Below are 12,490 nucleotides of genomic sequence, written 5' to 3'. Positions count from 1 at the left end.
CATGAACCTGCATAACAAAACCTTGATTGTCACCGGCGTCGCCTCCGGCATTGGCGCCGAAGTGGCGCGGCTGGCGCGGTTCCAGGGCGCGACGGTGATCGGTGTCGATCGCGCGGAGCCGCACCTGACCCTGGATGGCTTCCTGCATGCCGACCTCGGCGATGCGGCGAGCATCGACGCGCTGGTGGCGCGCTTGCCGGCGCGGGTCGACGCGCTGTGCAACATTGCCGGCGTGCCCGGCACGGCGCCGGCGCACACGGTGGCGCAGGTCAATTACCTGGGGGTGCGCCACCTCACCCAGGCGCTGCTGCCGCGTATGCCGGCGGGTGCCAGTGTGGTCAATGTCGCCTCGATCCTTGGCGCGCAATGGCCGCAGCGCCTGGAGCAGCACACGTCGCTGGCCGCCACCGACAGCTTTGCCGCCGGGCAGCAGTGGCTGGCGGCCAATCCGGTGGAACAGGCCACCTGTTATCAGTATTTCAAGGAAGCGCTGATTGTCTGGAGTTACCAGCAGGCCCAAGGCTGGTTTCGCGATCTTGGGGTGCGCATCAACTGCGTGGCGCCGGGGCCGGTGTTTACGCCGATCCTTGGCGATTTCGTCAGCATGCTCGGCCCGGAGCGCGTGGCCCGCGACAACCAGCGCATGACCCGTCCAGCCCTGGCCGATGAGGTGGCGGCGGTGATCGCCTTCCTCTGTTCGGATGCTTCGCGCTGGGTCAATGGGGTCAACCTGCCGGTGGATGGCGGGCTGGCAGCCACCTACGTATAAGCGCAGCCAACCCCGGTGTGGAACCCTGCACCGGGGGTCTTGAACAACAACAAAAATACAGGACATACAAGATGCTCAAGCCTATCTTGCGGGCGGCTGCGGCCGTGACGTTGATCGCCGTGTCGGCGGCGACCCATGCCTATGACTTGCCCGGGCTCAACCTGGGCACCACCAGTTTCTACGACGGCTCCCCGGCCCCGGCGGGCCCCGGCTGGTACCTGGAGGAATACCTGACTTACAGCCGTGCCAGTCGCTTCAATGACGCCAACGGCAACAAACTGGCCCTGCCGCGACAGGACGTGGAAGTGGTGGCGCCGACCACGCAGATCATCTACGTCGGTAAGCCCCTGGCCAACGGCGCAATGCCCGGCTTCACCCTGATCAACACCTCCCTGGCCCACGCCGAGGTGAACGATGGCTTGAACAACGCGGCGCTGAGTTCGCGCGCAGGCTTTGGCGACCTGACGCTCGGCGCGTTTGTGCAACTGCCGACCCTGAGCCGGGCCGATGGCAGCCCCTTGCTGACCCAGCGCGTGGAGGCCGATGTGTCGATACCGGTGGGCGCCTATGACCGCACGCGCTCGATCAACCCGGGCAGCAACTTCTGGTCATTCAACCCGTACTACGCGGCGACCTACTGGTTCAGCCCCGCGTGGTCGGCCAGCGGGCGTTTCATGTACCTGTGGAACGGCAAAAACGACGAGCCGCAGGCAGGCTTCGGCGACGTCTCCAACACCCAGGCCGGCCAGGCGCTGCATGCCAACCTGACCCTGCAATATGCCGTGAGCGAGCAACTGAGCGTGGGCCTCAACGGCTACTGGCTCAAACAGATCACCGACACCGAGGTGGACGGCCATGCCGTCAGCGGGCGGCGGGAAAAGGTCTGGGCCATCGGCCCGGGGCTGGTCTATGGGTTCAGCAAGGAGAATGTGCTGTCGGTGAACGCCTACTTCGAGCAGCAGGCCGAGAACCGCACCCAGGGCAACAAGCTGGTGCTCAACTGGCTGCACAAGTTCTAGGGGCATTCAGTCCTGATACACCTTCTTCAGCAGGCGCAGCAGGGTGGCGCGTTCCTCGCTGTCCAGCGCGGCGGTGGCGTCCAGGTCGCTCTGGGCGGCGATGTCCTTGAGCGTTTTGAGCAGGGTTTCGCCGCTCTTGCTGAGGAAGATTCCGTAGGAGCGCTTGTCCGGCTTGCAGCGCAGGCGCACGGCGAGGGCGCGGCTTTCGAGCTTGTTCAGCAGCGGCACCACTTGCGGCGGTTCGATGGCCAGCGCGCGGGCGAGGTCGGTCTGCATCAGGCCGGGGTTCTGTTCGATGATCGCCAGGGCCGAGAACTGCGCGGGACGCAGGTCGTGTTCGGCCAGCCGGCCGATCAGGTTCTGGAACAGCTTGAGCTGGGCGCGGCGGATGGCGTAGCCGATCAGGTCGTCCAGCGCCGAATCCAGCGGCGGCGGCATGTCGGCGATGGGGGAGGGCTTGGCCATTGCGATGCAATCCTCGGAAGGGTGGTTATGAAGGCTATGCAGTTTGCCGGGGTTGGCGCGCCGTGGCTATGCCGGCGTTATACAAAGGCAAAAAAGCAGGCAATATTTGGATTAATAGTTAATTGACATAACTATATTTGCGGTTTAGTTTCGAAGCATCTTCACTCCCAGAACAAGAGCGTACCGCCATGAGCAATTACGAAGGTCGTTGGAGCACTGTCAAGGTTGAGATCGAGCAAGGCATCGCCTGGGTCATCCTCAATCGTCCGGAAAAACGCAATGCGATGAGCCCCACCCTCAACCGGGAAATGATCGATGTGCTGGAAACCCTGGAGCAGGATCCAGACGCCGGTGTGCTGGTGCTGACCGGTGCCGGCGAGGCGTGGACCGCCGGCATGGACCTCAAGGAATATTTTCGCGAGGTGGATGCCGGCCCGGAAATCCTCCAGGAAAAAATCCGCCGCGAAGCCTCGCAATGGCAATGGAAACTGCTGCGCATGTACGCCAAGCCCACCATTGCCATGGTCAACGGCTGGTGCTTCGGCGGTGGCTTCAGCCCGCTGGTGGCTTGCGACCTGGCGATCTGCGCCGACGAAGCCACCTTCGGTCTCTCGGAAATCAACTGGGGCATCCCGCCGGGCAACCTGGTGAGCAAGGCCATGGCCGACACCGTGGGCCATCGCCAGTCGCTGTACTACATCATGACCGGCAAGACGTTCGGCGGGCAGAAAGCCGCCGAAATGGGCCTGGTCAACGAGAGCGTGCCGCTGGCGCAACTGCGGGAAGTTACCCTCGAACTGGCGCGCAACCTGCTGGAGAAAAACCCGGTGGTGCTGCGTGCGGCCAAGCATGGCTTCAAGCGGTGCCGCGAACTGACCTGGGAGCAGAACGAGGATTACCTCTATGCCAAGCTCGATCAGTCGCGTTTGCTCGATACCGAAGGCGGCCGCGAGCAGGGCATGAAACAGTTCCTCGACGACAAGAGCATCAAGCCTGGCCTGCAGACCTATAAACGCTGAGCGCAGCGGCCACCGGCCGCCCCTCGCAAACCTGCTTGAACGTATTCCCGATAACGACAAAAAGAGGAATCAGCATGCTGGATGTGCCCCTGTTGATCGGCGGCCAGTCGCGTCCTGCCAGCGACGGCCGAACCTTCGAACGCTGTAACCCGGTGACCGGCGACGTCGTGTCGCGGGTCGCCGCCGCCACCCTGGAAGATGCCGACGCGGCTGTCGCCGCCGCCCAGGCCGCGTTCCCCGCGTGGGCGGCGCTGGCGCCCAACGAGCGTCGCACCCGCCTGCTCAACGCCGCCGAACAGCTGCAGGCGCGCAGCGCCGAATTCATCGCCGCCGCTGGCGAAACCGGCGCCATGGCCAACTGGTACGCGTTCAACGTGCGCCTGGCCGCCAACATGCTGCGCGAAGCGGCGTCGATGACCACCCAGATCACCGGCGACGTAATCCCCTCCGATGTGCCCGGCAGTTTCGCCATGGCCTTGCGTCAGCCCTGCGGCGTGGTGCTGGGCATTGCACCGTGGAATGCGCCGGTGATCCTCGCCACGCGGGCCATCGCCATGCCGCTGGCCTGCGGCAATACCGTGGTGCTCAAGGCTTCCGAGTTGAGCCCGGCGGTGCACCGCCTGATCGGCCAGGTGCTGCAGGACGCCGGGCTGGGCGATGGCGTGGTCAATGTGATCAGCAACGCCCCCGCCGATGCCGCCGCGATTGTCGAGCGGTTGATCGCCAACCCGGCTGTGCGCCGGGTTAATTTCACCGGCTCGACCCATGTGGGGCGAATCGTCGGCGAACTGTCGGCGCGGCACCTCAAGCCGGCGCTGCTGGAGCTGGGCGGCAAGGCGCCGCTGCTGGTGCTCGATGACGCCGACCTCGACGCCGCCGTGGCGGCGGCGGCCTTTGGCGCGTATTTCAATCAGGGGCAGATCTGCATGTCGACCGAGCGCCTGATTGTCGACGCCAGCGTCGCCGACCGTTTCGTGACCCAGCTGGCGGCCAAGCTCGCGACCTTGCCGGCCGGCGACCCCGCCGCGGCGGATTCGGTGCTCGGCTCGCTGGTGGATGCCAGCGCCGGCACGCGCATCAAGGCGCTGATCGACGATGCCCTGGCCAAGGGCGCGCGGCTGGTGGCAGGTGGGCAACTGCAGGGCAGCATTTTGCAGCCGACCCTGATCGATGGGGTCACCGACGCGATGCGCCTGTACCGCGAAGAGTCGTTCGGCCCGGTGGCGGTGCTGTTGCGCGGTGACGGTGACGAGGCGCTGCTGCGCCTGGCCAACGACTCCGAGTTCGGGCTGTCGGCGGCGATCTTCAGCCGTGACACCGGGCGTGCGCTGGCGCTCGCGCAACGGGTGGAATCGGGCATCTGCCATATCAACGGCCCCACCGTGCACGACGAGGCGCAGATGCCTTTCGGTGGCGTCAAGTCCAGTGGCTACGGCAGTTTTGGCGGCAAGGCCGCGATCGAGCACTTCACCCAGTTGCGCTGGGTGACGTTGCAGAACGGCCCACGGCATTACCCGATCTGAGCCGGCGCCGCCGCGTTGCGGTGGCCCTGTACATCCCCAAAAAAGGCAGAGGACATCCCCCGTGAGTTCCGAATTCAGATCGCAATCCCAGCCCGCACCGCGCTACCGCGACGTGTCCATCGGCCAAGCGCCGGTGGCGATCACTGAAGAACACGGCGTGCTGCACATGCGCTCGCTCGAACCCCTGGCGCCGCTGCCGCCGCGCCTGCTTGACCGGCTGGTGCACTGGGCGCAGGTGCGCCCCGCGCAGACGTTTATCGCGGCGCGCCAGGCCGGCGGTGACTGGCGCCACGTCAGCTACAGGGAAATGCTCGACAGCGTGCGCGCGATTGCCCAGAGCCTGCTCGGTTACGGGCTGTCGGCGCAGAAGCCGCTGGCGTTGCTTTCGGGCAACGACATCGAGCACCTGCAGATGGCGCTCGGCGCGATGTATGCCGGCATTCCCTACAGCCCGGTGTCGCCGGCGTACGCGTTGTTGTCCCAGGATTTCGCCAAGCTGCGGCACGTGTGCGATCTGCTGCAACCGGGGCTGGTGTTCGTCAGCGATGCCGCCGCCTACCGGCGCGCGATCGAGGCGGTATTGCCGGCCACGACGCCGCTGATCACGGTGCGCGGCGAGGTGCCGGGGCGTCCCTGCACGGCGTTCGCCAGCCTGCTGCAAACCTCGGGCGGGCAGGCGGCCGAGGCGGCGTTCGAGGCCACGGGGCCGGACAGCATCGCCAAGTTCCTGTTCACCTCCGGCTCCACCAAGCTGCCCAAGGCGGTGGTCACCACCCAGCGCATGCTCTGCGCCAACCAGCAAATGCTGTTGCAGACCTTTCCGGTGTTTGGCGAGGAGCCGCCGGTGCTGGTGGACTGGCTGCCGTGGAACCACACCTTTGGCGGCAGCCACAACGTCGGCATCGTGCTCTACAACGGCGGCACCTTTTACCTCGATGACGGCAAGCCCACGGCCCAGGGTTTCGCCCAGACCCTGCTCAACCTCAAGGAGGTGTCGCCCACGGCCTACCTCACCGTGCCCAAGGGCTGGGAAGAACTGGTCAATGCCCTGGAGCAGGACGGCGAACTGCGCGAGCGGTTTTTTGCGCGCATGAAACTGTTCTTCTTTGCCGCCGCCGGCCTGTCGCAAAGTATCTGGGATCGCCTCGACCGCGTGGCCGAACAACACTGCGGTGAGCGCATCCGCATGATGGCCGGGCTGGGCATGACCGAAGCCGCGCCGTCCTGCACCTTCACCACCGGGCCGTTGTCCATGGCCGGCTACATCGGTTTGCCCGCGCCGGGCTGCGAAGTATGCCTGGTGCCGGTGGACGGCAAGCTGGAAGGGCGCTTTCGCGGGCCGCACATCATGCCGGGCTACTGGCGCGCGCCGGAGCAGACCGCCGAGGTGTTCGACGAGCGAGGTTTTTACTGTTCGGGGGACGCGATCAAGCTCGCGGATGCGCAGCAGCCGCAGTTGGGGTTGATGTTCGACGGGCGCATCGCCGAGGATTTCAAGCTGTCTTCCGGGGTGTTCGTCAGCGTCGGGCCGTTGCGCAATCGCGCGGTGCTCGAAGGCTCGCCCTATGTGCAGGACCTGGTGATCACCGCGCCGGACCGCGAGTGCCTCGGCGCGCTGGTCTTCCCCAGGCTCTACGAGTGCCGGCGGCTGGCAGGTTTGCACGCCGACGCCAGCGACGCCCAAGTGCTGGCCAGCGCGGCGGTGCGCCAGTGGTTCGGCGACTGGCTGCAGCGGCTCAATCGCGAAGCGACCGGCAACGCCAGCCGCGTAGAGTGGATTGCCTTGCTCGACGAGCCGGCGTCCATCGACCGAGGGGAGATCACCGACAAGGGCTCGATCAACCAGCGTGCGGTGCTGCAATGGCGCGCGGCGCGGGTCGAGGCGCTGTATCGCGGCGAAGACCCCACAGTCCTGCGCGCCTGACGCGCGCTGCGGTACTGCGCTGCGGTACTATGGCAGCCCGTGTTTTTCTGGAAGCTGCCTGGATGAGCAAGCCCGGTCAATTGGTGCTGGTTGCACTGCGCAAGATGATTGCCAGCGGAGAGCTGGCGGCGGGCGAACGGCTGCTGGAAGTGCCCACCGCGCAGCGCTTCGGCGTGTCGCGCATGCCGGTGCGCATGGCCTTTCGCACCCTCGAACAGGAAGGGCTGCTGGTGCCCTTTGGCGGGCGCGGGTATCAGGTGCGTTCGGTCAGCCCCAGCGATATCGCCGGCGCCGTCGAAGTGCGTGGCGTGCTTGAGGGGCTCGCGGCGCGTCAGGCCGCCGAGCATGGGCTGTCCGATGAGGCGCGGCGCGCGCTGGAGCGCTGCCTGGTGGAGGGCGATCAACTGTTCGAGAAGGGCTATGTCACCGAGGACGACCTGGAGGTCTATCACGACCTGAACATGCGTTTTCATCAGGTCATCGTCGCCGGCAGCCACAACCCGGCAATCACCGACGCGCTGGCACGCAACGATCATCTGCCGTTCGCTTCCGTCACCGCGCTGGCCATCGACCGCGAGGACATGGCGCGCGAGTACCGCCGTTTCAACTACGCCCACCTGCAGCATCACTCGGTGTTCGATGCGCTGGTCAATCGCCAGGGCGCGCGGGCCGAGGCGATCATGCGCGAGCATGCCAACGCGACCTTGCGCTATGCCGAGATCTTCAGCGCCGCCACCGCCCGCGAGCGGATCAAGGTCATTGTGCCGTCGGCCTGAGGCGGGTCAGATATCCAGCACCAGCAGCGCGGTTTTCGCGCGCGAGCAGCACGGCGTGAACTGATCGTTCAACGCCTGCTCCTGCTCGGTGAGAAACAGGTCGCGGTGCTCGGGAATGCCGTCGAGCACGCGGGTCAGACAGGTGCCACAAATCCCTTGTTCGCAGGACACGGCAATCTCGATGCCGTGGCTTTGCAGGACCTGCACCACGCTCTTGTCGGCCGGTATGTCGAACACCTCACCGCTGCTGGCGACCTGCACCGCAAACGCGCCGTCAAGACCTCCGTCCACAGCCGGCGCCGAGAAATACTCGCGGTGCAGGCAGTCCTCCTGCCAGCCCTGGGCGCGTGCGCTGTCGAGCACATGCTGCATGAAGCCGCCGGGCCCGCACACGTACAGATGCACATCATCGGCCGGGGTGGCGAGCACCTCGGCAGCGTTGAGGGCGGTGTGCGGTTGTGCGTCAAAATGCAGGAATACCCGCTCGGCAAATGCCGATGCCTTGAGCCGCTGCACAAACGCTGCGCGCTCACTGGCGCGGGCGCAGTAATGCAGTTCGAAGTCGGCGCCGGCCTCGGCCAGCTGTTCGGCCATGCACAGGATCGGGGTGATGCCGATGCCGCCGGCAAACAGCAGGCTGCGTCGCGCCTGTAAGGCGAGGGGGAACAGGTTGCGCGGTTCGCTGATGCTCAGGTGCGTGCCGACCTGCACCTGCTCGTGCAGGCCGCGCGAGCCGCCGCGCGTGGCAGGATCCTTGAGCACGCCGATCTGGTAACGGTGGCGCTCCCGAGGGGGATTGCACAGCGAATACTGACGCACCAGGCCGCCTGGCAAGTGCACGTCGATGTGGGACCCGGCGCTGAACGCCGGCAGCGGCGTGCCGTCGACGCGGGTCAGCTCATAGCTGCAAATGTCCAGCGCCTCGTCGTTGCGGGACGTCACCACGACCTCGATCATGTCGGTTCTCCGGCGCGTTCCCTGGCGATCAGGCGTTCGAGAATCTTGCGTGACTGCACGCCTCCGGCATCGATATTCAGCTTGAGCAGGTTGCGCGTGGGGTGTGCCAGCAGGTTCTGTTGCTGGCGTTCGAGCATCTCCAGGTCTTCGCTGAAAATCTTGCCCTGGCCTTCGCGGATACTGGCGGTCAGCGCCTCGTCGTGGGGCTGGAAATTGCGCGCCATGCCCCAGAAATACCAGATCGAGGTGTCGGTCTGCGGGGTGATGAAATCCACCACGATGCTCGCCGCCTTGTGTTCCGGCGCGGCGTGGTAGCCACCCTTGCCGGCGTGGGCCACGCCGACTTCGATCATCACGTGGCTGGGCGGGGTGAAGCGGCAGATCTGCCAGCGGTCCACGGGCACATCGTCGGCCAGCTGGTTGCCGCGCAGCGCCATGCGCCAGAAGGGCGGCGCCATGATGTTCTGCATGTGCCGGGCGGTCACCACCTCATCGCCCTCTACGGTGGTCACGGGTGGCGCTTCGTCGATTTCCTTCTGGCCGATGCTGGAGGCGTGCACGTAGGTTTCGTGGGTCAGGTCCATCAGGTTGTCGATCATCAAGCGGTAGTCGCACTGGATGTCGAACAGCCCGCCGCCGTAAGCCCATTGGTCGCTGTCGGCCCATTCCAGGTGCGGAATCAGCGCGGGGTCGGCCTGCTCCTGATCGCCGGGCCACACCCAGATAAAGCCGTGACGCTCAACGGCGGCGAACGCCTTGTTGCAGGGAAAACCGCGTACCCGCTGGCCGGGCATTTCCACGGTTTTGCCATCGCCGCCCATCACCAGGCCGTGATAGCCGCACACCAGGTTTCCGTTTTCGACATAGCCCAGAGAGAGCGGCGCACCACGGTGGGGACAGAAGTCTTCAAGGGCTCTGACCTGATTCGTCTGGTCTCGATAAAACACCAGCTTTTCCCCGCAGATGTGCCGGCCGAGGGGTTTGTGTACCAGTTCATCGGGGGTGCAGGCGACATACCACGTGTTTTTTGGGTACATGACGGTTCTCCAGGCTGGTCGTTGTTTTTATTTAATGGATCCATTAGAGGCGCGGTAGGTTTTCCGGTCAATTCTGTATTTTAAGGTTTCATGGAAAATACGGGCGATTATCGGCCAATTTTTTATGTCTTATTGGATCCATAAAAGTCCAGCTTTTATGAAATATCTGTTAAATATTTTATTGACTAAAATAATTAATAAGCGTAATTATTTTCCTGCATCTGCTCTCACGCAGAGTCATTTCCAGGATCACAGAGATGAGCCAGAACGCCGTCCCTTTACTCGTCAGGCTGTATGTCGAGGCCAATGAATCTTCACCGACCGAGCCACCCGCACCGCGCCTGATGCAGGGGTTTCCCGCCGCGCCGGAGCAGCGCGTGACCTGGGATAACTGGATGCGCCCGCCGTTCAACCGCTGGGGGTTTCGTCACCTGGCGCGCTTGCGTCCCTCGATCGATGTGCAGGCCGGGCGTGGCCCGTGCGCGCCGCTGATCGAAGCGCCCCAGACGCTGGACGCGCTGCACTTTGACAGCGTCTGCGGCCTGAGCATCAGCGTGCTCGACCACCTCAAGGCCAGTCACACCGACGGCCTGCTGGTGCTGCAGGGCGATCAGGTGCTGTTCGAGCGTTACTTCAACGGCCAGCGGCCGGACGATCGGCACATCATGTTTTCGGTGACCAAGTCGCTGATCGGCGTGCTCGGCGAACAGCTGGTCAGCGAGACCGTGCTCGACCCGACGCGATTGGTCGGCAGCTACGTGCCGGAGCTTGCGTGCAGCGCCTTCGGGGATGCGACGGTGCGCCAGCTGTTCGACATGGCCGTGGGCATCGACTACCGCGAGGTGTACGACGACCCGACGTCCGAGAGTTCGCAATACGGCTACGCCTGCGGCTTCAACCCGGCGCCGAGCCAGTTTCGCGAGTTTGAATCCCTCTACCAATACCTGCCGTCGCTGCGCAAACGCGGCGAGCACGGCGGGTTCTTCCACTACGTGACCGCTGCCACCGAGGCGCTGGCCTGGGTCATGGAGCGTGCCTCGGGCGTGCCCTGCGCGCAGCTGTTGCAAAGGGTCTGGAGCCAACTGGGTTGCGAGCGCGACGGCTACTTCATGGCCGACCCCTGGGGCCGCAGCGTGGCCGGCGCCGGCTTCAGCGCGACCCTGCGCGACATGGCGCGTTTCGGCCGATTGCTGGCCAATGACGGCCGCCACAACGGCGACCAGTTGCTGCCAAGCGAGGCCATCGCGCGCATCGCCAGGGGCGCGGACCCGGCGATCTACGCGGCCAATCCGGAGTTCGCCGAGTGGGCCCCCGGCGCGTCCTACCGCAGCCAGTGGTACGTGTTCAATGACCACAGTCAGGCGCTGATGGCGGGCGGCATCCATGGCCAATACCTGTTCATCGACAAACCGTCCCGTGTGGTGATCGTCAAGCAGTCATCGCTGCCCGAGGCGGTCGGCCCGGTCGATGCCGACAGCGTGCGCATGCTGCGCGCCATCGCGGCGCACCTGACGCGCTGAGACCCTTTCAACAATAACGATCCAGCGTCTGGATTCCACCTGGCTTGCCCAGGTGTTGGCGGCGTACTGCGCCGCCTGCAACTGCCCTGTACAACAATAACGACACAGGAGCTTCACGATGTATTTCACGACGCGTTTTACCCGCGCGCTGGTGGCGGTGAGTCTGCCCCTGAGCGCCCAGGTCGCCCTTGCGGGCTATACCTTCGAGGACGGCGACCTCAAGGGCGAGGTCAACCTCACCGCCGGCGGCGCCAGCATCACCACGCGCAACGTCAACTTCGGCAGCGGCCGGGTCGACCAGCGCAACGGACGCAATGACGGCAGTTCGATTGGCTGGCAGGAGTTCTACGTCAAGCCCGGTATCACCTTCAACTACGCGCTGAACCCCGACGTCAGCCTGCTCGGCGGCGCGTCGGTGGTGGCCGCCACCACCTTCGGCGATGGCGACGCCGGCGGCTTTAGCCGCAGCTCCGATGGCCGGGTGGCCACCGAAGAGCTGTTCGGCGGGGTGCGGGTCGGCGAGTGGACATTCACTGCCGGGCGCCAGAACTACAAGGTCGGCACCGGTTTCATCGTGATGGATGGCAACCTCGACCAGTTCAAGGACGGCGCCTATTGGCTCAGCCCGCGCACCGCGTTCAAGGACTCGGCGATCCTCGCCTGGGACCATGGCGCGCTGAAGAGCCAGGTGTTCAGCCTGCGCACCGACGATGACCTGGGCGACTTTCGCATGACCGGGGTCAACCTCGACTACAACCTCGATGACCAGGTGACCCTGGGTGCAATGGCGCTCAAGGTCAACGCCCTCGGCCCACGGGGCAGCACCTTGCCAAGGCGCCGCGACGGCATGCAGGTGTACAACCTGCGCGCGCTGAATGCCAGGGTGCCGGGCATCGCGCCGCTGACCCTGAACGCCGAATACGCGGTGGAACGCGGCAGCGGCGAGGGCGTCGACTACGCGGCCAACGCCTGGTACGCCCAGGCCGACTACGCCTTTGGCGACCTGCCGCTGACGCCGATCCTCGGCTATCGCTACGCAAGCTTTTCCGGGGACGACAACCTGGGCGACAACCGGCAGAAGGCCTGGGACCCGTTGAGCAAGGGCTTCATCGACTGGGGCACCTGGCTGGTGGGCGATGTGGTCGGCAACTACCTGTTGTTCAACAGCAATGAAAACGTCCAGCAGTTCTCGCTCAAGACGCACCTGAGCCAGACCCTTACCCTGGGCGCGATCCACTATCAGTTCTGGCTCGACGAGAAAAACTACATGGGCGCGGCGGTCAACGACCGGCGCTTTGCCGATGAAAGCGTGGTGTTTCTCGACTGGACCCCCACGCCGTCCTTCTACACCTCACTCTCCTACAACTGGGTCAAACCGCTGGCGGCGGCCAGGCAAGTGTTCGGCGATGACCAGAAATTCAGTGCCCTGGAACTCTACTTCACCTACCGTTATTGAGCGCCGCGAGCCATTGCGGCCGCGC

11 protein-coding genes are annotated in these 12,490 nt (G+C 65.0%); 8 read left to right on the top strand and 3 right to left on the bottom strand.

The window, feature by feature from the left end; translation table 11 throughout:
* The first annotated feature begins 1 nt into the window (after window position 1).
* On the top strand, window positions 2-769 hold the full coding sequence (locus LUB09_RS18230) for a coniferyl-alcohol dehydrogenase (RefSeq protein WP_209980752.1): 768 nt from the start codon (window positions 2-4) through the stop codon (window positions 767-769).
* A gap of 71 nt (window positions 770-840) precedes the next feature.
* On the top strand, window positions 841-1,788 hold the full coding sequence (locus LUB09_RS18225; RefSeq protein ID WP_231423279.1) for a SphA family protein: 948 nt from the start codon (window positions 841-843) through the stop codon (window positions 1,786-1,788).
* A 6-nt stretch (window positions 1,789-1,794) separates the two neighbouring features.
* On the opposite strand, the gene LUB09_RS18220 is transcribed toward LUB09_RS18225, so the two are convergent.
* Window positions 1,795-2,253, bottom strand: a complete 459-nt coding sequence (locus LUB09_RS18220; RefSeq protein WP_209980757.1) for a MarR family winged helix-turn-helix transcriptional regulator — start codon at window positions 2,251-2,253, stop codon at window positions 1,795-1,797.
* A 188-nt stretch (window positions 2,254-2,441) separates the two neighbouring features.
* Here LUB09_RS18220 and LUB09_RS18215 point away from each other — a divergent pair, with 188 nt between their 5' ends.
* The 4 genes from LUB09_RS18215 (at window position 2,442) to LUB09_RS18200 (ending at window position 7,495) form a co-directional block, all read left to right on the top strand.
* Entirely contained in the window at window positions 2,442-3,272 is an 831-nt protein-coding gene (locus LUB09_RS18215; protein ID WP_003231934.1) for a p-hydroxycinnamoyl CoA hydratase/lyase, read from the top strand.
* A gap of 74 nt (window positions 3,273-3,346) precedes the next feature.
* A complete protein-coding gene (locus tag LUB09_RS18210; protein WP_231423278.1) occupies window positions 3,347-4,795 on the top strand; it encodes an aldehyde dehydrogenase in 1,449 nt (482 codons plus the stop codon).
* A 61-nt stretch (window positions 4,796-4,856) separates the two neighbouring features.
* Window positions 4,857-6,719, top strand: coding sequence for a feruloyl-CoA synthase (locus tag LUB09_RS18205; protein ID WP_231423277.1), 1,863 nt, complete (start codon window positions 4,857-4,859; stop codon window positions 6,717-6,719).
* Between the two features lie 62 nt (window positions 6,720-6,781).
* Window positions 6,782-7,495, top strand: a complete 714-nt coding sequence (locus tag LUB09_RS18200; RefSeq protein ID WP_057008247.1) for a GntR family transcriptional regulator — start codon at window positions 6,782-6,784, stop codon at window positions 7,493-7,495.
* 6 nt (window positions 7,496-7,501) lie between these two features.
* Here the strand turns inward: LUB09_RS18200 and LUB09_RS18195 are convergent, their stop codons facing one another.
* Window positions 7,502-8,452: a PDR/VanB family oxidoreductase gene (locus LUB09_RS18195; RefSeq protein WP_231423274.1), complete on the bottom strand. Its 951-nt coding sequence runs from the start codon at window positions 8,450-8,452 to the stop codon at window positions 7,502-7,504.
* Window positions 8,449-9,489: an aromatic ring-hydroxylating dioxygenase subunit alpha gene (locus LUB09_RS18190; RefSeq protein ID WP_231423272.1), complete on the bottom strand. Its 1,041-nt coding sequence runs from the start codon at window positions 9,487-9,489 to the stop codon at window positions 8,449-8,451. Before LUB09_RS18190 ends, LUB09_RS18195 begins: the two co-directional genes overlap by 4 nt.
* 257 nt (window positions 9,490-9,746) lie before the next feature.
* Here LUB09_RS18190 and LUB09_RS18185 point away from each other — a divergent pair, with 257 nt between their 5' ends.
* Together LUB09_RS18185 and LUB09_RS18180 are read left to right on the top strand one after the other, a co-directional pair.
* Window positions 9,747-11,009, top strand: coding sequence for a serine hydrolase domain-containing protein (locus LUB09_RS18185; RefSeq protein WP_231423269.1), 1,263 nt, complete (start codon window positions 9,747-9,749; stop codon window positions 11,007-11,009).
* 118 nt (window positions 11,010-11,127) lie between these two features.
* Window positions 11,128-12,465, top strand: coding sequence for an alginate export family protein (locus tag LUB09_RS18180; RefSeq protein ID WP_231423267.1), 1,338 nt, complete (start codon window positions 11,128-11,130; stop codon window positions 12,463-12,465).
* Window positions 12,466-12,490: the final 25 nt, after the last annotated feature.

Origin of the sequence: Pseudomonas sp. Leaf59, from assembly GCF_920984685.1 — a bacterium.
GTDB lineage: Bacteria > Pseudomonadota > Gammaproteobacteria > Pseudomonadales > Pseudomonadaceae > Aquipseudomonas.
Note: the sequence above shows the minus strand (reverse complement) of the source record. Positions and strands in the feature narration are given on the sequence as shown.

Excerpts from the sequence above, each read along its gene's own strand:
- LUB09_RS18230 (WP_209980752.1), top strand. The coding sequence starts at position 2 with ATGAACCTGCATAACAAAACCTTGATTGTCACCGGCGTCGCCTCCGGC.
- LUB09_RS18225 (WP_231423279.1), top strand. The coding sequence starts at position 841 with ATGCTCAAGCCTATCTTGCGGGCGGCTGCGGCCGTGACGTTGATCGCC.
- LUB09_RS18220 (WP_209980757.1), bottom strand. The coding sequence starts at position 2,253 with ATGGCCAAGCCCTCCCCCATCGCCGACATGCCGCCGCCGCTGGATTCG.
- LUB09_RS18215 (WP_003231934.1), top strand. The coding sequence starts at position 2,442 with ATGAGCAATTACGAAGGTCGTTGGAGCACTGTCAAGGTTGAGATCGAG.
- LUB09_RS18210 (WP_231423278.1), top strand. The coding sequence starts at position 3,347 with ATGCTGGATGTGCCCCTGTTGATCGGCGGCCAGTCGCGTCCTGCCAGC.
- LUB09_RS18200 (WP_057008247.1), top strand. The coding sequence starts at position 6,782 with ATGAGCAAGCCCGGTCAATTGGTGCTGGTTGCACTGCGCAAGATGATT.
- LUB09_RS18195 (WP_231423274.1), bottom strand. The coding sequence starts at position 8,452 with ATGATCGAGGTCGTGGTGACGTCCCGCAACGACGAGGCGCTGGACATT.
- LUB09_RS18190 (WP_231423272.1), bottom strand. The coding sequence starts at position 9,489 with ATGTACCCAAAAAACACGTGGTATGTCGCCTGCACCCCCGATGAACTG.
- LUB09_RS18185 (WP_231423269.1), top strand. The coding sequence starts at position 9,747 with ATGAGCCAGAACGCCGTCCCTTTACTCGTCAGGCTGTATGTCGAGGCC.
- LUB09_RS18180 (WP_231423267.1), top strand. The coding sequence starts at position 11,128 with ATGTATTTCACGACGCGTTTTACCCGCGCGCTGGTGGCGGTGAGTCTG.